Source organism: Variovorax rhizosphaerae (assembly GCF_037889975.1).
Lineage (GTDB): Bacteria > Pseudomonadota > Gammaproteobacteria > Burkholderiales > Burkholderiaceae_C > Variovorax > Variovorax rhizosphaerae.
In genome coordinates this window covers 1-16694 of the sequence record NZ_JBBKZT010000048.1, presented here as the reverse complement: position 1 = coordinate 16694, position 16694 = coordinate 1, and the positions used below count along the sequence as shown (strand labels likewise).

Annotated in this window: 17 protein-coding genes; 11 read left to right on the top strand and 6 right to left on the bottom strand. The window is 64.9% G+C overall.

Annotated features, from left to right (window positions below; translation table 11 throughout):
• The 3 genes from WKW82_RS38480 to WKW82_RS38470 all read right to left on the bottom strand — a co-directional run.
• Positions 1-219, bottom strand: a 219-nt coding sequence (locus WKW82_RS38480; RefSeq protein ID WP_340348500.1) for an alcohol dehydrogenase catalytic domain-containing protein, incomplete at its 3' end; no start/stop codon positions are given.
• A 754-nt stretch (positions 220-973) separates the two neighbouring features.
• A complete protein-coding gene (locus tag WKW82_RS38475) occupies positions 974-1666 on the bottom strand; it encodes a DsbA family oxidoreductase (protein ID WP_340348499.1) in 693 nt (230 codons plus the stop codon).
• A gap of 10 nt (positions 1667-1676) precedes the next feature.
• Positions 1677-2864 carry an acetyl-CoA C-acyltransferase family protein gene (locus WKW82_RS38470; protein ID WP_340348498.1) on the bottom strand — a complete coding sequence of 396 codons (1188 nt, stop codon included), beginning with the start codon at positions 2862-2864 and terminating at the stop codon, positions 1677-1679.
• Positions 2865-3166: 302 nt separating this feature from the next.
• Between WKW82_RS38470 and WKW82_RS38465 the strand changes: the two genes are divergently transcribed.
• The 11 genes from WKW82_RS38465 to WKW82_RS38420 all read left to right on the top strand — a co-directional run bounded on the left by WKW82_RS38465 (position 3167) and on the right by WKW82_RS38420 (position 14100).
• The gene (locus WKW82_RS38465; protein ID WP_340348497.1) at positions 3167-4801 is read left to right on the top strand and encodes an AMP-binding protein; all 1635 of its coding nucleotides are present in this window, start codon (positions 3167-3169) and stop codon (positions 4799-4801) included.
• 17 nt (positions 4802-4818) lie between these two features.
• Positions 4819-6990, top strand: coding sequence for a methylmalonyl-CoA mutase (gene scpA, locus WKW82_RS38460; protein WP_340348496.1), 2172 nt, complete (start codon positions 4819-4821; stop codon positions 6988-6990).
• A gap of 60 nt (positions 6991-7050) precedes the next feature.
• A complete protein-coding gene (locus WKW82_RS38455) occupies positions 7051-8583 on the top strand; it encodes an acyl-CoA carboxylase subunit beta (RefSeq protein WP_340348495.1) in 1533 nt (510 codons plus the stop codon).
• Between the two features lie 17 nt (positions 8584-8600).
• Positions 8601-8756, top strand: coding sequence for a hypothetical protein (locus tag WKW82_RS38450; protein ID WP_340348494.1), 156 nt, complete (start codon positions 8601-8603; stop codon positions 8754-8756).
• Positions 8749-10245, top strand: a complete 1497-nt coding sequence (locus WKW82_RS38445) for an acetyl-CoA carboxylase biotin carboxylase subunit (protein ID WP_479694189.1) — start codon at positions 8749-8751, stop codon at positions 10243-10245. The genes WKW82_RS38450 and WKW82_RS38445 overlap by 8 nt, the downstream gene beginning before the upstream one ends.
• Positions 10246-10247: 2 nt before the next feature.
• Entirely contained in the window at positions 10248-10796 is a 549-nt protein-coding gene (locus WKW82_RS40885) for a biotin/lipoyl-containing protein (protein WP_479694188.1), read from the top strand.
• Positions 10796-11287, top strand: coding sequence for a VOC family protein (locus WKW82_RS38440; RefSeq protein WP_340348493.1), 492 nt, complete (start codon positions 10796-10798; stop codon positions 11285-11287). Before WKW82_RS40885 ends, WKW82_RS38440 begins: the two co-directional genes overlap by 1 nt.
• Before the next feature lie 308 nt (positions 11288-11595).
• Positions 11596-11805 (top strand): hypothetical protein, encoded by a 210-nt coding sequence (locus WKW82_RS38435; protein ID WP_340348492.1) that lies wholly within the window; start codon positions 11596-11598, stop codon positions 11803-11805.
• A gap of 37 nt (positions 11806-11842) precedes the next feature.
• Positions 11843-12553 carry a CoA transferase subunit A gene (locus WKW82_RS38430; protein WP_340348491.1) on the top strand — a complete coding sequence of 237 codons (711 nt, stop codon included), beginning with the start codon at positions 11843-11845 and terminating at the stop codon, positions 12551-12553.
• Between the two features lies 1 nt (position 12554).
• A complete protein-coding gene (locus WKW82_RS38425) occupies positions 12555-13199 on the top strand; it encodes a 3-oxoacid CoA-transferase subunit B (protein WP_340348490.1) in 645 nt (214 codons plus the stop codon).
• A gap of 253 nt (positions 13200-13452) precedes the next feature.
• A complete protein-coding gene (locus WKW82_RS38420; RefSeq protein WP_340348489.1) occupies positions 13453-14100 on the top strand; it encodes a response regulator transcription factor in 648 nt (215 codons plus the stop codon).
• Here the strand turns inward: WKW82_RS38420 and WKW82_RS38415 are convergent.
• The 3 genes from WKW82_RS38415 to WKW82_RS38405 all read right to left on the bottom strand — a co-directional run bounded on the left by WKW82_RS38415 (position 14093) and on the right by WKW82_RS38405 (position 16256).
• Positions 14093-14386, bottom strand: a complete 294-nt coding sequence (locus tag WKW82_RS38415; RefSeq protein ID WP_340348488.1) for a hypothetical protein — start codon at positions 14384-14386, stop codon at positions 14093-14095. The two genes, WKW82_RS38420 and WKW82_RS38415, sit on opposite strands and share 8 nt — an antisense overlap.
• Positions 14387-14638: 252 nt before the next feature.
• Entirely contained in the window at positions 14639-15004 is a 366-nt protein-coding gene (locus WKW82_RS38410; RefSeq protein WP_340348487.1) for a glycine zipper 2TM domain-containing protein, read from the bottom strand.
• 403 nt (positions 15005-15407) lie between these two features.
• Positions 15408-16256 carry a TauD/TfdA dioxygenase family protein gene (locus WKW82_RS38405; RefSeq protein WP_340348501.1) on the bottom strand — a complete coding sequence of 283 codons (849 nt, stop codon included), beginning with the start codon at positions 16254-16256 and terminating at the stop codon, positions 15408-15410.
• Between the last annotated feature and the right edge of the window lie 438 nt (positions 16257-16694).

The window sequence follows — 16694 nt, the reverse complement described above, 5'->3', positions numbered from 1 at the left end:
TTCGCCGATCGCCACGACAACGCCGGCTGCCTCGACGCCCAGGCCGCTCGGCATGGGCACGGCATAGGTGCCGTTGCGGAAGTAGGTGTCGGCGTAGTTGAGGCCCACCGCCACGTGGCGCAGCCGCACCTGGCCCGGGCCGGGATCGCCGATTTCGACGTCCTCGTAGCGAAGGACTTCGGGCCCGCCGGCCTCGTACTGACGCACTGCTTTTGCCATGGTGGATGTCTTCTGGATCGGTGTGGAGGGGATGGGTCAACTGTAGGGATCGACCCGATCCGGCGCTTCGCAAGTCGCGACATGCATTTCGCTTTTCATGCCGAACCGAGTTCGACCGCTGAGACGATTTGCACCGCACCGCGGTTGCCCTGATATGCACCAAGGCCCGTGGACATTGGCCGCATTGCCTACCGCCGCGAGCCGCATCGAGTGAAATGCCGAGCCCCGCCGGTTCCAGACATGTCGATGCCGTTCTCGCAACCGGCACCGTGCCTGTGCAGTTGCCTGATGGCCTCGATCAGGCAGCCTACGCCACCTTCAACACGCACTTCCGCAGCCGTGCGCTTTCATGCGCACCGGGGCTGGCCGGTTCCAGGCGCAGTTGGACCACCTCTGTCATTGTCCACGCGCCCATGATGCGCCAGCGCGTCCGAACGTACTCGCCCCGAAAGGGACTGCGCGGTGCATTCTTTCTCCCGCCACACCCAGCAAGCGAAAAGACGCACCCCCCAAGGCGTTGCAAATTCCTGTCTGTCCGAGGCACACCAGGGGGGGCGCGAGCGGCCCTCCAAGTGCGGGCGGATTGTCTTTAGTTGGCCGCAATTCGAGTCGCCACGCACCACGGCCAAGCTCATCCAACTCATCTTGCAGCCTCCCCAAGGTTGCTCTGACTTGCGTCCCTGATTGCCCGAGCCGACCTGACCACCACTTGGCGCCAAATACAGATTGCCAGATTGCCAGATTGCCAGAGTGCCTAGTGCGTAGACGTAGCGCGCAGGCGGATACCTTGGTCAGGTTCCATCGAGATGCGCATGGCGGCGAGGGCCTCGTCCATGGCTTCCAGCATGACGTCCACTCGTTGGGCGCCGCTGAGCGATATCTCCCGGTTGAACACGAAGAAGGGCACGCTGGTCGCCGGTTCCAGTTCCGGCGTGTGGGTCGCCATCCAAGCCCTCCAGGCGGCGGGATCGAGCCCATGGCGGCTGCCGATGGTCGACAAGGTGGCTTCATCGCCGAGGTCTGCGCCCTGTTGGAAGTAGCTTGTCAACAGTGCGTCCAACAGCGCGTCCGTCCCCTCGGGCGGCAATTGCTTCCTGGCGTAGGCCAGCAGGCCGTGCGCAAGCTGCGTATGGGGCATGCGACGGATTCGCTCGTAGTTCACTTCCGTGCCGGCTTGCCGCGCGGCCGCCAGGACCTGCGCCTGCCGGGCACGCATGCGCTCGACACCACCGAGCCGTTGCCGGTAGAACGCATCGAAGGCCAGGCCTTGCGGTGGCACGTCCGGAAGCAATTGGACCGAGCGCCAGTTCACATGCACGGGAGGGTTTCCAGGCACGCTCGTGAAGATAGCCCGCGCCTGCTCCAGGTACTTCTTGCCGATCAGGCACCAGGGACAGATCAGGTCGAGGTAGACGTCGATTTCAATGGGAGGGAGCGTCGACTGCATGTCCGGCTCCTCAGGCGCAGCGCTCGAAGATGGCCGCGATGCCCTGGCCGCCGCCGATGCACATCGTGACGAGCGCGTAGCGGCCGCCGGTGCGCTGCAGTTCGGCAATCGCCTTCACCGTGACGATCGCGCCCGTCGCGCCCACAGGGTGGCCCAGCGAGATGCCCGAACCGTTCGGATTCACCTTCGCCGGATCGAAACCCAGTTCCTTGATCACCGCGCAGGCCTGCGCCGCAAAGGCTTCGTTCGACTCGATTACGTCCAGGTCGCTGATCTTCAAGCCCGTGCGCTCCAGCACCTTTCGCGTCGCCGGCACCGGGCCGATGCCCATGTACGCCGGCTCCACGCCCGCATGTGCGTAGCCGACCAGGCGCGCCAACGGCTTGAGGCCCAAGGCCTGCACGCGCGCACCTTCGGCCATCACGATCGCCGCCGCGCCGTCGTTGATGCCCGAGGCATTGCCGGCCGTGACCAGTCCGTCCTTCTTGAACGCCGGCTCCATCTTTGCCAAGGTCTCGACCGTGGTGTCCGCGCGCACATGCTCGTCGGTGTCGAACAGCACCACGCCCTTGCGCGTCTTCACTTCCACCGGAACAATCTGCTCCTTGAAGCGACCCGCCGCAATGGCCGCCGCCGCACGCTGCTGGCTCACCACCGCCAGCTCGTCCTGCATCTCGCGCGTGATGCCATGTCGCGCCGCGACGTTCTCCGCCGTGAAGCCCATGTGCATCTTCTGCCACGGGTCGTGCAGGATGCCGAGCATGTAGTCGACCAGCACCGCGTCGCCCATGCGCGCGCCGTAGCGGGCCGAGGTGTCGAAGTACGGGCCGCGGCTCATCGATTCCGAGCCGGCGCCGATGGCGATGTCGCAATCGCCCAGCGCAATCGCCTGCGCCGCCGACACGATGGCCTGCAAGCCGGAGCCGCAGAGGCGGTTGACGTTGAAGGCCGGCGTCTCGATCGGGCAGCCCGCATCGATGGCGGCCACGCGGCTCAGGTATGCGTCCTTGACGTCGGTCGGGATGACGTTGCCCATCACGACGTGGCCGACAGCGTCGGGCGCCACGCCACTGCGTTCCATGGCCGCCTTGACAACGGTGGTGGCGAGTTGGGTGTTGGGCACATCCTTCAGCGAACCGCCGAAGGTGCCGATGGCGGTACGGGCCGTGCCGACCACGAAGATCTCGCGAGAGGTCATAGTTGTTGTTCCTGGGGTTGGGCTCGCTCGAGGCTACGAGACCGGCTGCGACGGCGCATCGCATTCGACGCCACGGTCTTCGCATTTCATGCCGCCGCCGATGGGATGTCGCGACCCAGCGGACCGCCGAACGTCCATGGCGCTTTCAACGCTGGCACCAAATGCTAAACGGGTGTCGTCATTTGGGATGCAGGCGGGGGACGCCTGCGAGAGCATCACTTCCGGCGCCGATATCGATGCGCCGCCATCGCAGGAGTCCTCCTGCGGACAGTCCCCTACACGATCATTCGGAACAAGAAAACATGACGCAGAGACCCTGGCTCCATTCCTACGGCAACGTACCCTCGCAAATCAATGCCGATGCTTACGGCTCGATCGTGGCGCTGCTCGAGCAGGCCATGGCCCGGTACGCCGACAAGACCGCCTTTCGCTCGTTCGGCCAGAGCCTGAGCTTTCGCGACGTCGACCAGCTCTCGGCGCGCTTCGCCGCCTTCCTGCAGCGCGAACTGAAGGTCGGCAAGGGCGACCGTGTCGCGGTCATGATGCCCAACCTGGCCGCCTTCCCGGTGGTCTTCCTCGGGATCGCCCGCCTCGGCGCGGTGCAGGTCAACGTGAACCCGCTCTATACCGCCCGGGAACTGGCCCATCAACTCAACGATGCCGGCGTGAAGACCATTGTGGTCTACGACGGGTCCACCGGGACCCTCGCCGAAGTGGTCGGCGAAACGGCGGTGGAGCACATCATCACCGTCAGCCCGGGCGATGGATTGGCCACATACCTGGTCGGTCCTTCTCGCGATGCGCGCCTGGCCGGCGTGCTGCCCCTGTCGGACATCCTGGAAGAGGGCCGGCCCACGGACTACAGCGCGCCGGCGATCACCGGCGACGACCTGCTGTTCCTGCAATACACCGGCGGCACCACCGGCGTGTCGAAGGGCGCCTGCCTCTCGCATCGCAACCTGGTGGCCAACACCGAGCAGTTCAAAGCGCTCATGGCCGACAGCATCCGACCCGGCGAAGAGGTCGTGGTGACCGCCTTGCCGCTGTATCACATCTTCGCGCTGATGGTGAACCTCATCAGCTACTTCTCGGTCGGTGCCGAGAACTGGCTGGTGGCCAATCCGCGCGACATCGATGGGCTCATCGACACCTTCAAGCAGTCGCGCCTCACCGTGTTCACCGGCGTGAACACGCTCTACTCGGGCCTGTCCGCGCATCCCCGGCTCAAGGAGGTCGACTTCTCCAACCTGCGCCTGTCGATCGGTGGCGGTGCGGCCGTGATCCCGGCCACCTCCGCACGCTGGAAGGAAGTGACGGGGCGCCTGATCCTGGAGGGCTATGGCCTGTCGGAAACCAGCCCGATCCTGTCCATCAACCCGCCCTTCATCACCGAGTTCTCCGGCACGACCGGACTTCCGCTGCCGTCCACGGACATCAAGCTGATCGATGAGGCAGGCAACGAGGTCGCCCTCGGCCAGTCCGGCGAGATCTGCGCCAGCGGGCCCCAGGTCATGAGCGGCTACTGGCAGCGCCCGGAATCGAGCGCGACGGCCTTCACGCCCGACGGCTACTTCCGCACCGGCGACGTCGGTGTCTTCGACGAACGTGGGTTCCTCAAGATCGTGGACCGCATCAAGGACATGATCATCGTCTCGGGCTTCAACGTCTACCCGAACGAGATCGAAGCCGTGGCGACGGCTTGCCCCGGCGTCGCCGAATGCGCCTGCATCGGCGTGCCGGACGAGAAGACCGGCGAGGCGCTGCGGCTCTTCGTCGTGGCCCAGTCGGGTGCGAGCCTGGCGCAGCAGGATGTCGTCGACCACTGCCGTACGCTGCTCACCGGCTACAAGGTGCCCCGGCACGTGTCTTTCGTCGAGGCCCTGCCCAAGTCCACCGTGGGCAAGATCCTGCGGCGCGAGTTGCGCGACGTCGCCTGAGCATGCAAAGGGGGCGCATGAACATGGCGAACGAACCCACTTTCAAGTCCTCCACCCTCGACGCCTGGACCAAGGCCGCGGCCAAGTCCGCGCCCGGTGGCGACCTGAACGCGCTCAACTGGCTCACGCCCGACGGCATCACCGTCAAGCCGCTCTACACCGCCGCCGACCTGCAGGGCCTGAAGTACACCGACACGCTGCCCGGCTTCGAGCCCTACCTGCGCGGCCCGCAGGCCACGATGTACGCCGTGCGCCCGTGGACCATCCGCCAGTACGCCGGGTTCTCGACCGCCGAGGAGTCCAACGCTTTCTATCGCAAGGCCTTGGCAGCGGGCGGGCAGGGCGTCAGCGTCGCCTTCGACCTGGCCACCCACCGCGGCTACGACAGCGACCATCCGCGCGTGACCGGCGACGTCGGCAAGGCCGGCGTGGCGATCGACAGCGTGGAAGACATGAAGATCCTGTTCGACCAGATCCCGCTGGACAAGGTCAGCGTCTCCATGACCATGAACGGCGCCGTGCTGCCGGTGCTGGCGGGCTACGTGGTCGCGGCCGAAGAGCAGGGCGTGTCCGAGGATCAACTGAGCGGAACCATCCAGAACGACATCCTCAAGGAGTTCATGGTCCGCAACACGTATATCTTCCCGCCCGCGCCGAGCATGCGCATCATCGGCGACATCATCGAGTACACGGCGCAGAAGATGCCCAAGTTCAACTCGATCTCCATCAGCGGCTACCACATGCAGGAAGCCGGCGCCAACCAGGCGCTGGAACTGGCCTTCACGCTGGCCGATGGCAAGGAGTACGTGAAGACGGCGCTGGCCAAGGGCCTGGACGTGGACGTGTTCGCCGGGCGCCTGAGCTTCTTCTGGGCCATCGGCATGAACTTCTACCTGGAAGTGGCCAAGATGCGCGCCGCGCGCCTGCTGTGGTGCCGGATCATGAAGGAGTTCGAGCCGAAGAACCCCAAGAGCCTGATGCTGCGCACGCACTGCCAGACCTCGGGCTGGTCGCTGACCGAGCAGGACCCGTACAACAACGTCGTGCGCACGACGATCGAGGCGATGGCCGCGGTGTTCGGCGGCACGCAGAGCCTGCACACCAACGCGCTGGACGAAGCCATCGCACTGCCCACCGAGTTCAGCTCGCGCATCGCGCGCAACACGCAGCTCATCATCCAGGAAGAGACCCACATCACCAGCGTGATCGACCCCTGGGCCGGCAGCTACATGATGGAGAAGCTCACGCAGGACATGGCCGATGCGGCGTGGAAGATCATCGAGGAAGTCGAGGCCATGGGCGGCATGACCAAGGCTGTGGACAGCGGCTGGGCCAAGCTCAAGATCGAGGCGGCGGCGGCGGACAAGCAGGCGCGCATCGATTCGGGCAAGGACGTGATCGTTGGCGTGAACAAGTACAAGCTCAAGTCCGAGGACACGCACGACATCCTGCAGATCGACAACGTGAAGGTGCGGGATGGGCAGATTGCGAAGCTCAACGCCATTCGCGCCAAGCGCGACACCGCGGCCACCCAGGCGGCGCTCGATGCGCTGACTGCAGCCGCCGAAAGCGGCGAGGGCAATCTGCTGGACCTCAGCATCCAGGCCGTGCGCTTGCGCGCCACGGTCGGCGAAATCAGCGATGCACTCGAAAAAGTCTACGGCCGCCACCGCGCCGACACGCAGAAGGTCACCGGCGTCTATGCCGCAGCCTACGACTCGGCCGAAGGCTGGGAGGCACTGCAAAACGAGATCGCCGCCTTCGCCGAAGAGCAGGGCCGCCGCCCGCGCGTGATGATCTCCAAGCTCGGCCAGGACGGCCATGACCGCGGCGCGAAGGTCGTCGCTACGGCTTTCGCCGACCTGGGCTTCGACGTGGACATGGGCCCGCTGTTCCAGACGCCGGAAGAATGCGCCCGCCAGGCCATCGAGAACGACGTGCATGCCGTGGGCGTCTCCACGCTCGCCGCCGGCCATAAGACTCTCGTGCCCGCGATCATCGCGGAACTGAGGAAGCAGGGCGCCGACGACATCATCGTGTTCGTCGGTGGCGTGATCCCACGGCAGGACTACGACTTCCTCTACGAGGCCGGCGTCAAGGGCATCTATGGCCCCGGCACGCCGATCCCGGCGAGCGCGAAGGATGTGCTGGAACAGATCCGCGCGGCGGTGTCCCTTCAAACCGTCTGACGCTTCATTCACCCACGCTGCCCGCAAGCGGGGGGCAAGAACAACTTAAAGGCAACACCAATGAAAGAGATACTTGAATTTCTGGAAAAGCGCCGTGCAGACGCCCGCCTGGGCGGCGGCCAGAAGCGCATCGACGCGCAGCACGCCAAGGGCAAGCTGACCGCACGCGAGCGCATCGAGCTGCTGCTCGACGACAACACCTTCGAAGAATGGGACATGTTCGTCGAGCACCGCTGCACCGACTTCGGCATGGAGGACAACAAGATCCCCGGCGACGGCGTGGTCACCGGCTACGGCATGATCAACGGCCGCCTGGTGTTCGTCTTCAGCCAGGACTTCACTGTCTTTGGCGGCGCGCTCAGCGAGGCCCATGCCGAGAAGATCTGCAAGGTGATGGACCAGGCCATGAAGGTCGGCGCCCCGGTCATCGGCCTGAACGACTCCGGTGGCGCCCGCATCCAGGAAGGCGTGGCCTCGCTCGGCGGCTATGCCGAGGTATTCCAGCGCAACGTCATGGCCTCCGGCGTGGTGCCGCAGATCAGCATGATCATGGGCCCCTGCGCAGGCGGCGCGGTGTACTCGCCGGCGATGACCGACTTCATCTTCATGGTCAAGGACAGCAGCTACATGTTCGTCACCGGCCCCGAAGTGGTGAAGACCGTGACCCACGAGGACGTGACCGCAGAAGAACTGGGCGGCGCCTCCACCCACACCACCAAGAGCGGCGTGGCCGACATGGCCTTCGAGAACGACGTCGAGGCGCTGATGATGCTGCGCCGCCTGTACAACTACCTACCGCTCAACAACCGCGAGAAGCCCCCCGTGCGCCCCAGCGGCGACCCGGCCGACCGCGCCGACCTGTCGCTCGACACGCTCGTCCCCGACAACCCGAACAAGCCCTACGACATGAAGGAGCTGATCACGAAGGTGGTCGACGACGGCGACTTCTTCGAGTTGCAACCCGACTACGCCAAGAACATCGTCATCGGCTTCGCGCGCATGGAAGGCCAGAGCGTGGGCATCGTGGCCAACCAGCCGCTGGTGCTGGCCGGGTGTCTCGACATCAAGTCCTCCATCAAGGCCGCGCGCTTCGTGCGCTTCTGCGATGCCTTCAACATCCCCGTCATCACCTTCGTGGACGTCCCGGGCTTCATGCCCGGCACCAGCCAGGAGTACGGCGGCATCATCAAGCACGGCGCCAAGCTGCTCTATGCGTACGCCGAATGCACGGTGCCCAAGATCACCGTGATCACCCGCAAGGCCTACGGCGGCGCCTACGACGTGATGGCCTCCAAGCACCTGCGCGGCGACGTGAACCTCGCCTGGCCGCGCGCCGAGATCGCGGTGATGGGCGCCAAGGGCGCAGTTGAAATCATCTTCCGCGAAGACAAGAACGACCCCGAGAAGCTCGCCGCGCGCGAAGCCGAATACAAGGCCCGCTTCGCCAACCCGTATGTGGCCGGCACGCGCGGCTACATCGACGATGTGATCCTGCCGAGCGAGACGCGCAAGCGCATCTGCCGCTCACTCGTCATGCTGCGCGAGAAGAAGCTCGAGAACCCGTGGCGCAAGCACGGGAACATCCCCCTCTGATGAACGGGAAGAAGAACATGTTCAAGAAGATCCTGATTGCCAATCGCGGTGAAAGCGGCCGCAAGGCCGCTTCGGCGAAGCCAAAGTGCATGGTGCGCGCAGCGCGCACAGCAAAGTGCATGGCGCGCGCAGCGCGCGCAGGCGATTTCCACGCGGAGACCCACAATGTTTAAGAAGATCCTCATCGCCAACCGCGGGGAAATCGCCTGCCGCGTCATCAAGACCGCGAAGAAGATGGGCATCCTCACGGTCGCCGTCTACTCCGACGCCGACAAGGAAGCCCGCCACGTCGAACTCGCCGACGAAGCCGTCCACATCGGCGCCGCCCCCAGCCGAGAAAGCTACCTCCAGGCCGACCGCATCATCGCCGCCTGCAAACAAACGGGCGCCGAGGCGGTCCACCCCGGCTACGGCTTCCTCTCCGAAAACGAAGCCTTCGCCCGCAAGGTCGAGGAAGAGGGCATCATCTTCATCGGCCCCAAGCACTATTCGATCGCCGCCATGGGCGACAAGATCGCCTCGAAGAAGCTGGCCAACGAAGCCAAGGTCAACACCATCCCCGGCTGGAACGACGCCATCGAGACGGCCGAGCGCGCCGTCGAGATCGCCAGGGACATCGGCTATCCCGTGATGATCAAGGCCTCGGCCGGCGGCGGCGGCAAGGGCCTGCGCGTGGCCTTCAACGACAAGGAGGCCTTCGATGGCTTCACGTCGTGCCGCAACGAGGCGCGCAACAGCTTCGGCGACGACCGCGTCTTCATCGAGAAGTTCGTCGAGGAGCCGCGCCACATCGAGATCCAGGTGCTCGGCGATTCGCAGGGCAACGTGATCTACCTCAACGAGCGCGAATGCTCGATCCAGCGCCGCCATCAGAAGGTCATCGAGGAAGCACCTTCGCCCTTCATCAGCGACGCGACGCGCAAGGCCATGGGCGAGCAGGCCGTGCAACTCGCCAAGGCGGTGAAGTACCAGAGCGCGGGCACGGTGGAGTTCGTGGTCGGCAAGGACCAGAGCTTCTACTTCCTCGAGATGAACACCCGGCTGCAGGTGGAGCATCCGGTCACCGAATGCATCACCGGCCTCGACCTGGTCGAACTGATGATTCGCGTCGCCGCCGGCGAACCCTTGCCGCTGAAGCAATCCGACGTGAAGCGCGACGGCTGGGCCATCGAATGCCGCATCAACGCGGAAGACCCGTTCCGCAACTTCCTGCCCTCGACCGGCCGCCTCACCCGCTTCCAGCCGCCCAAGGAAACGATGTTCTCGGCCGACACCGAGCATCTTTACGGCGTGCGCGTCGACACGGGCGTCTACGACGGCGGCGAGATCCCGATGTTCTACGACTCGATGATCGCCAAGCTCATCGTGCACGGCCGCGACCGCAAACACGCCATCGCGCTGATGCGCGAAGCCCTCAACGGCTTCGTGATCCGCGGCGTCAGCAGCAACATCCCGTTCCAGGCCGCGCTGCTGGCGCATACGAAGTTCGTCACAGGCGACTTCAACACCGGCTTCATCGCCGAGCACTATGGCAAGGGCTTCCACGCAGAAGACGTGCCGCACGACGACCCGAACTTCCTGGTCGCGCTGGCGGCCTTCATGAACCGTCGCTACCGTGCACGTGCGTCTGGCATCAGCGGCCAGCTCGATGGGCACGCGTGAAGGTGGGCGAGAAGTTTGTCGTGGTCACGCTCGGCGCGCAGGGCGAGCATGTGCACACGCCCGTCTCGGTCAGCGATTTCCACGGCAAGACCGGTTGCAGCGCGGTGCAGGTGGGTGACAGCATCTACCGCATCTGCAGCACGGCGCAGCTCGGCAGCGTGCGCATCGAGGGCACCGTCAACGACAAGCCCTTCACCGCCCAGGTCGAGCGTGGTGCCGGCAAGAACCCGTTGGCGCTGCGTGTGTCGCACAACGGCACGCAGATCGAGGCGATGGTGCTGTCGCCGCTGGGGGCGAAATTGCAGAAGCTCATGCCCTACAAGGCGCCGCCGGACCTGAGCAAGTACCTGATGTCGCCGATGCCAGGTCTCCTGGTCGAAGTGGCGGTGAAGCCTGGCCAGCAGGTGCAGGCGGGCGAGAAGCTCGCGGTGATTGAGGCGATGAAGATGGAGAACGTGCTGTTCGCCTCGCAGGACGGCGTTGTGGGCAAGATCTCGGCGGACAAGGGCGAATCGCTGGCGGTGGACGAGGTAATCCTGGAGTTCGCGTAATGACGGCCCTTCGGCCGTTGACAGTATTGGGCATCCAGCAGATTGCCATCGGCGGACCCGACAAGCAACGCCTGCAGAGCCTGTGGGTGCGCATGCTGGGACTGGAGGTCATCGGCAGATTTCGCAGCGAGCGCGAGAATGTGGACGAGGACATCTGTGCCATCGGCAGCGGCCCGTTAAAAGTCGAGGTCGACCTGATGCAGCCTTTGGACCCCGAGAAGAAGCCGGCGGTGCATACTACGCCGCTCAATCACATCGGGCTGTGGATCGATGACCTGCCTGTGGCTGTCGAGTGGCTGATTGCCAAGGGTGTACGCTTTGCGCCGGGCGGCATCCGCAAGGGCGCGGGGGGCTTCGACATCTGCTTCCTGCATCCGAAGGCGAACGACGAGTTCCCGATCGCGGGCGAGGGCGTGCTGATAGAACTGGTCCAGGCCCCGCGAGAAGTGGTCGCCGCCTTCAACGCGCTGGCGCAGAAATCTCTCGCGTAGCCCGCTGTGTGCGATCGTGCCTGTTCGCGGTGTAGTTCCACGATCGATCAGGCGAGATGCCTTTCCGTTTCACTGCTTCGGCCCACTGCCCGGCCCTTGTGGTCATGCGCAAGTGCATCAGGATGGTGTCGTGCACGACGGCCGCGACAACCGACGGCAACTACGCCTGACTGACATGGCCGTGCTCGACAGCCAGGGCAGGCATGAAATGCGAAATGCATGTCGCAACTCGCGAAGCGCCACATGCTCGCAAACCCTAAAGTTCTTTCAGCGATTGCGCTCCTCACTTCCACGCACTGCGAGACAACATGAACTCCCCCAACGCTTCGACGATCTTCCCGGCCAACACGTCTACGTCCATCACCAGCGCCCCCTACGGCCCCGAATGGGAGCCCGAAGGTTTCCCGAACCGGGACATCACGGTCACGAGCGAGGCCTACGTCGTGGGCCTGCTTGGACTGTTCTCCGCGGCGCACCGTGACTTGTGCCGCACGGCCCTCGCCGCGAATCGGCGCTGAGCGCCGGATCGCCAACGACCACTTATCAGAGACATTCATGGCAAACAAGATTTTTTCTACCGCCGACGCGGCGCTCAAGGGCATCGTGGCCGACGGCCAGACCCTCGCCGTCGGCGGCTTCGGCGTCTGCGGCATTCCCGAGGCGCTGATCGACGCGCTGCACGACTCGGGCGTCAAGGACCTCACCTGCATCTCCAACAACGCGGGCGTCGACGGCTTCGGCCTCGGCAAGCTGCTGGAGACGCGCCAGATCAAGAAGATGGTCGCGAGCTACGTCGGCGAGAACAAGGAGTTCGAGCGCCAGTACCTGGCCGGTGAACTGGAGCTGGAATTCACGCCGCAAGGCACGCTGGCCGAGAAGTTGCGCGCCGGCGGCGCCGGCATCCCGGCCTTCTTCACCAAGACCGGCGTCGGCACGCAGGTCGCCGAAGGCAAGGAACTGCGCGAGTTCGACGGCGAGACCTACGTCATGGAACGCTCGCTGGTGCCCGACGTGGCGCTGGTCAAGGCCGACGTGGCCGACAAGTCCGGCAACCTGCGCTTCCGCCTGACGGCGCGCAACTTCAACCCCGCCGCGGCGATGGCCGGCAAGGTCTGCATCGTCGAGGTCGAGAAGATCGTCGAGGTTGGCGAGATCGCACCGGACGATATCCATCTCCCAGGCGTCTACGTGCACCGCATCGTGCTCAACGCCACGCCCGAGAAGCGCATCGAGAAGCGCACCGTGACCACCATCAAAGGAAACTGACATGCCCTGGACCCAAGACCAAATGGCCGCACGTGCGGCGCAAGAACTCGAAGACGGCTTCTACGTCAACCTCGGCATCGGCATTCCCACGCTGGTCGCGAACTTCGTCGGCGACAAGGAAGTCTGGCTGCAGAGCGAGAACGGCATGCTCGGCATCGGCCCCTTCCCGACCGAGGACCAGGTCGACGCCGACTTGATCAACGCCGGCAAGCAGACCGTGACCACGCTGCCCGGCAGCGCGATCTTCGGCAGCCATGACAGCTTCGCGATGATCCGCGGCGGCAAGATCAACCTGTCGATCCTGGGTGCGATGCAGGTCAGCGCCAAGGGCGACCTGGCCAACTGGATGATCCCCGGCAAGATGGTCAAGGGCATGGGCGGCGCGATGGACCTCGTCGCCGGCGTCAAGCGCGTGATCATCCTGATGGAGCACGTCGCACGGAAGAAGGACGGCACCACCGACCTGAAGATCCTCGATGCCTGCACGCTGCCGCTGACCGGCGTGGGTGTGGTCAATCGCATCATCACCGACCTGGCTGTGATGGACGTGACGCCCGAAGGGCTCAAGGTGACCGAGCTGGCGCCCGGCGTGAGCTTCGACGAACTGCAGGGCAAGACAGGTTGCAAGCTGATTCGAGGTGACTAAGCCGGACTTGCTGCACTTCAATTGTGGATTGGCTCAGCGTGCCCGAACTCTGCGGTTCAAATTCGCTCAGCGAATCGCGGATCCTCGAAGAACTTCACGGAGTGCAAGTTGGTGGCCGGATGAACAATTGCAACATTCTGGAGGGCACGCATAGGCGACATGACGCAGCGCCTCTCGAACTACCCGAAGTGCCGGCCGGCGCCGCTAGGAAGCTACACCCCGTCGCCGGCAGCGGCCATCGGAGAGCAAGCCCATGACTCTCGATCAAACTGTGTTCATCGTCGATGACGACGAAGCCTACCGCGACTCGGTCAAGGAGCTTGTGAATTCAGTCGGCATGTCCGCGGAGAGCTATGGCTCAGCGCTCGAGTTCCTGGAGGCATTCGCCCCGGCACGACCGGGTTGCCTGGTGCTGGATGTGCGGATGATGCGCATGAGCGGCATTGCGCTGCAGACGAAGCTGGCCACGATGGGCGCGCGGCTGCCGATCGTGTTCATCAGCGGCCACGGCGACATCGAAATGGCCGTCAAGGCGATCAAGGATGGCGCCGTCGATTTCGTGCAGAAGCCCTACCGCGAGCAACAGTTGCTCGATGCGATCGACGAGGCGTTACGGCGGGATGCGGATTGGCGCAATGAGTCCGCGCATGTCGGGCCGGCCAAAACAGGCGATCACCTTGCCGAGCGAGTTGCCTCGCTCACGGAGCGAGAGCGGGAAGTCATGGCGCTGGCGCTCGGCGGTGTGCCGAGCAAGCTCATTGCCAAGCAGCTCTCGCTGAGCCACCGCACCGTGGAGCACCACCGCAGCCGCCTGCTTGAAAAATTCGGCGTCGGATCGATCTTCGAACTGATGCGTCTTCTGCGCAAGGAAGCGCAGTCGCTGGATGCTTACCTCAAGTGATTGCCGTGAGGGCGCTTCTGTTTGTCGGGGCGATCTTGGTTTCGAGGGCGGGGGCGGCGAGCGAGGTCATGCGGAACAACTCTGCAACCTGAGCCAGCCGCCGGGCGAGCTCGCCCGTCGCTTTTCGGCGGCTTGGACGGTTGGGTGCAGCGCCTCCAATCGGTTCATAGGCTTGGACAATCGGGCCGCCTGAGCGGATGCGGCCGCTTGGATTCAAAGCGCCGAAGTGCACGCCGCCGACATCGAGCAGCCGCGCGATTGCAAGTGCGCCGAACGGGATCAACAACTCGGCGTCGGACGCAACCCGGCGCCTCGGTTGGCGACGACGCCGAGGCTCCCGGCGGTATCGTGCGTCGCGCTCAACGGAGGGCACATTCCTTCGTACCGTTGGCTACTGCCTCTTGCTGCCCACCGGCTGCAACGCGTTCCCTTTCAGAGTGACCGCTTGGCCAACCGCTGGCGCAGTGGCGCTCTTGACGGTGCGCATTGAGCCGTCTTGCATCCGCACGCTGACCTCGTAGGTCCGGCTTGTGTTTTTCTACTTCTCGACTGTATTGCCCACGAGGGCGCCGGCACCAGCGCCAGCGCCAGCGACGGTGGCGACGGTACGTCCCCTGCCGCTGCCGACTTGGTGGCCCACGACGCCACCCACGACGCTGCCGGCCACGGCACCTACGCCCGAAGCAGGTTTCGCGCCGTCAACCTTGCGCACAGATTCGACCTTGCCGCAGGCAGAACAAGGCTTGGACGACACAGCGGCAGGGGTAACACCCGCCGCCGGCGACGTCTCGGCATGCGCTACTGCCAACGCGCCCACGGAGGCCGCGAAAACGCCCATCGCTGCCCACATCTGCAGGGTCGGCGCGCTGTCCGCGATGCAACGTCTAGATGAAGTCGATGCCATGAGCAGCCCTTCCATGTCCCGTGTAAAAAGTCACGGAGGCACAGTAGGGAGCATCGTCAATCTGCGGCACCTGTCAACAAGTTGCGGTCCAGACTTGCACTTGATCCATCCGGCAGGCGCAGCGGACTTGCCGACCGTAGCTGCAATTGCTCCCATCGATGAAGGCGTGGGATTCACCCAAAGGCCAGCACCGCGTCGTCTGGCCGCCGGACTCCACAGTGAGCCGGCCGCGGCTACGTTCACTTGGCAGTCGCGCCTTCTCGCCGCCGGAACATTCCGGCTGTGCGGCGCACATGCACCGCGCGCGACTCCCCGTGGAGTGCCACGGCGCGCGACATTCAGCGCCGCGCCTCCCGCGCTTCCACGAACGGTGACTTGCCGCAGGCCGGACGCATTGGGTTCCTCAGAAGGGCCTGTCGCCAACGATCCCCGCACGCTCGAGATTGCGTACCGCCGGCCAGAAGTCCTGTGCCGCATAGTGCTGCGTACAACGGTTGTCCCAGATCGCGACGCTGTTCGGCTTCCAGCGGAACCGCACCTGGTACTCGGGTACGCTGGCCTGGCTCATCAGGTACTGCAGCAGCAGGCCGGCGCCGGGTGCGTGGTCCAGGCCGAAGCGCACGTTGTCAGGCGTGTGGAAGTTGGTGAAATGCGTGGTGAACGCGTTGACGAAGAGAACCTTCTCGCCGGTCTCCGGGTGCGTGCGCACGACCGGATGCTCGGCATCGGGGAACTGGGCATGCAAGGACAGGCGCTTGTCCATCGGCATGGCGGCGCCGAAGCTGGCCTCGATGCTGTGGCGCGCGCGCAGCGGCGCGATCTGCGTCTTGATGTGCTCGGGCAGGCGGCGGTAGGCCTCGCCCATGTTGGCCCACATCATGTCGCCGCCAACTTGCGGACCTTCCACGCAGCGCAGAACTGCACCCATCTGCGGGCACTCGCGCCATGTGGTGTCGCAGTGCCAGGCGTTCTCGTACTGCTCCTGTCGGCTGTCGGGCCCCTTGTAGATGCGAACCAACCCCGGGTGATCGGGGTCGCTGCCGACCACCGGATGGTCTTCCAGCGGCCCGAAGCGTCGGGCGAAGGCCACATGCTCTTCGCGCGTGAAATGCTGGTCGCGCAGGAAAAGCACCTTGTGCGCCAACAGCAGCGCGCGGATCTCGGCGAACAAGCCGTCGTCGTGCACCGCGTCGGCCAGGTCGACCCCGCTCAACTCGGCGCCGATGGTGGGCGTCAGCGTCTCGACACGCATCGTGCGCGTGCGGCCGCTGATCGGTGTTGCGGCCGCGGGGACGCGGCCATCGTTGGTAATGCTCATCTTTGTCTCCTTGGCTCTCTTGGCCAGATGGCTGCCCTCCTGTCCAGGCGAAGAGGGGCAGCGTTGCGCGTCAAGCAACGCGGAAATGGGGCAATGGATGTCGGGGGCACCTGTCGGCCCCCACCGGAACGCCAGCAAGCCGGCGATCATTCGACCCGGCCACGAAGGCCGGTCGCCGGTGCGCAGTTGCCGGTCAACGCACGCAGCGATCAGCCGGCGTCGCAGCGACTCGACGTCCACCGGCTTGCGCCGGCCACCAGGTCAGAAGGCGTGGCGGATGCCGAAGTCGTAGCCCATCGCGTTCTTGGCTTCGTACCCCTGTCCGGTGGTGAGGAAGGTATTGGTGAAGCCTGGCGTGCCGGTCACGAAGGT

What these genes read in the sequence shown, in the direction of transcription:
- WKW82_RS38475 (WP_340348499.1), bottom strand. Translation starts at nt 1,666, where the DNA reads ATGCAGTCGACGCTCCCTCCCATTGAAATCGACGTCTACCTCGACCTG.
- WKW82_RS38470 (WP_340348498.1), bottom strand. Translation starts at nt 2,864, where the DNA reads ATGACCTCTCGCGAGATCTTCGTGGTCGGCACGGCCCGTACCGCCATC.
- WKW82_RS38465 (WP_340348497.1), top strand. Translation starts at nt 3,167, where the DNA reads ATGACGCAGAGACCCTGGCTCCATTCCTACGGCAACGTACCCTCGCAA.
- scpA (WP_340348496.1), top strand. Translation starts at nt 4,819, where the DNA reads ATGAACATGGCGAACGAACCCACTTTCAAGTCCTCCACCCTCGACGCC.
- WKW82_RS38455 (WP_340348495.1), top strand. Translation starts at nt 7,051, where the DNA reads ATGAAAGAGATACTTGAATTTCTGGAAAAGCGCCGTGCAGACGCCCGC.
- WKW82_RS38450 (WP_340348494.1), top strand. Translation starts at nt 8,601, where the DNA reads ATGTTCAAGAAGATCCTGATTGCCAATCGCGGTGAAAGCGGCCGCAAG.
- WKW82_RS38445 (WP_479694189.1), top strand. Translation starts at nt 8,749, where the DNA reads ATGTTTAAGAAGATCCTCATCGCCAACCGCGGGGAAATCGCCTGCCGC.
- WKW82_RS38440 (WP_340348493.1), top strand. Translation starts at nt 10,796, where the DNA reads ATGACGGCCCTTCGGCCGTTGACAGTATTGGGCATCCAGCAGATTGCC.
- WKW82_RS38435 (WP_340348492.1), top strand. Translation starts at nt 11,596, where the DNA reads ATGAACTCCCCCAACGCTTCGACGATCTTCCCGGCCAACACGTCTACG.
- WKW82_RS38430 (WP_340348491.1), top strand. Translation starts at nt 11,843, where the DNA reads ATGGCAAACAAGATTTTTTCTACCGCCGACGCGGCGCTCAAGGGCATC.
- WKW82_RS38425 (WP_340348490.1), top strand. Translation starts at nt 12,555, where the DNA reads ATGCCCTGGACCCAAGACCAAATGGCCGCACGTGCGGCGCAAGAACTC.
- WKW82_RS38420 (WP_340348489.1), top strand. Translation starts at nt 13,453, where the DNA reads ATGACTCTCGATCAAACTGTGTTCATCGTCGATGACGACGAAGCCTAC.
- WKW82_RS38410 (WP_340348487.1), bottom strand. Translation starts at nt 15,004, where the DNA reads ATGGCATCGACTTCATCTAGACGTTGCATCGCGGACAGCGCGCCGACC.
- WKW82_RS38405 (WP_340348501.1), bottom strand. Translation starts at nt 16,256, where the DNA reads ATGCGTGTCGAGACGCTGACGCCCACCATCGGCGCCGAGTTGAGCGGG.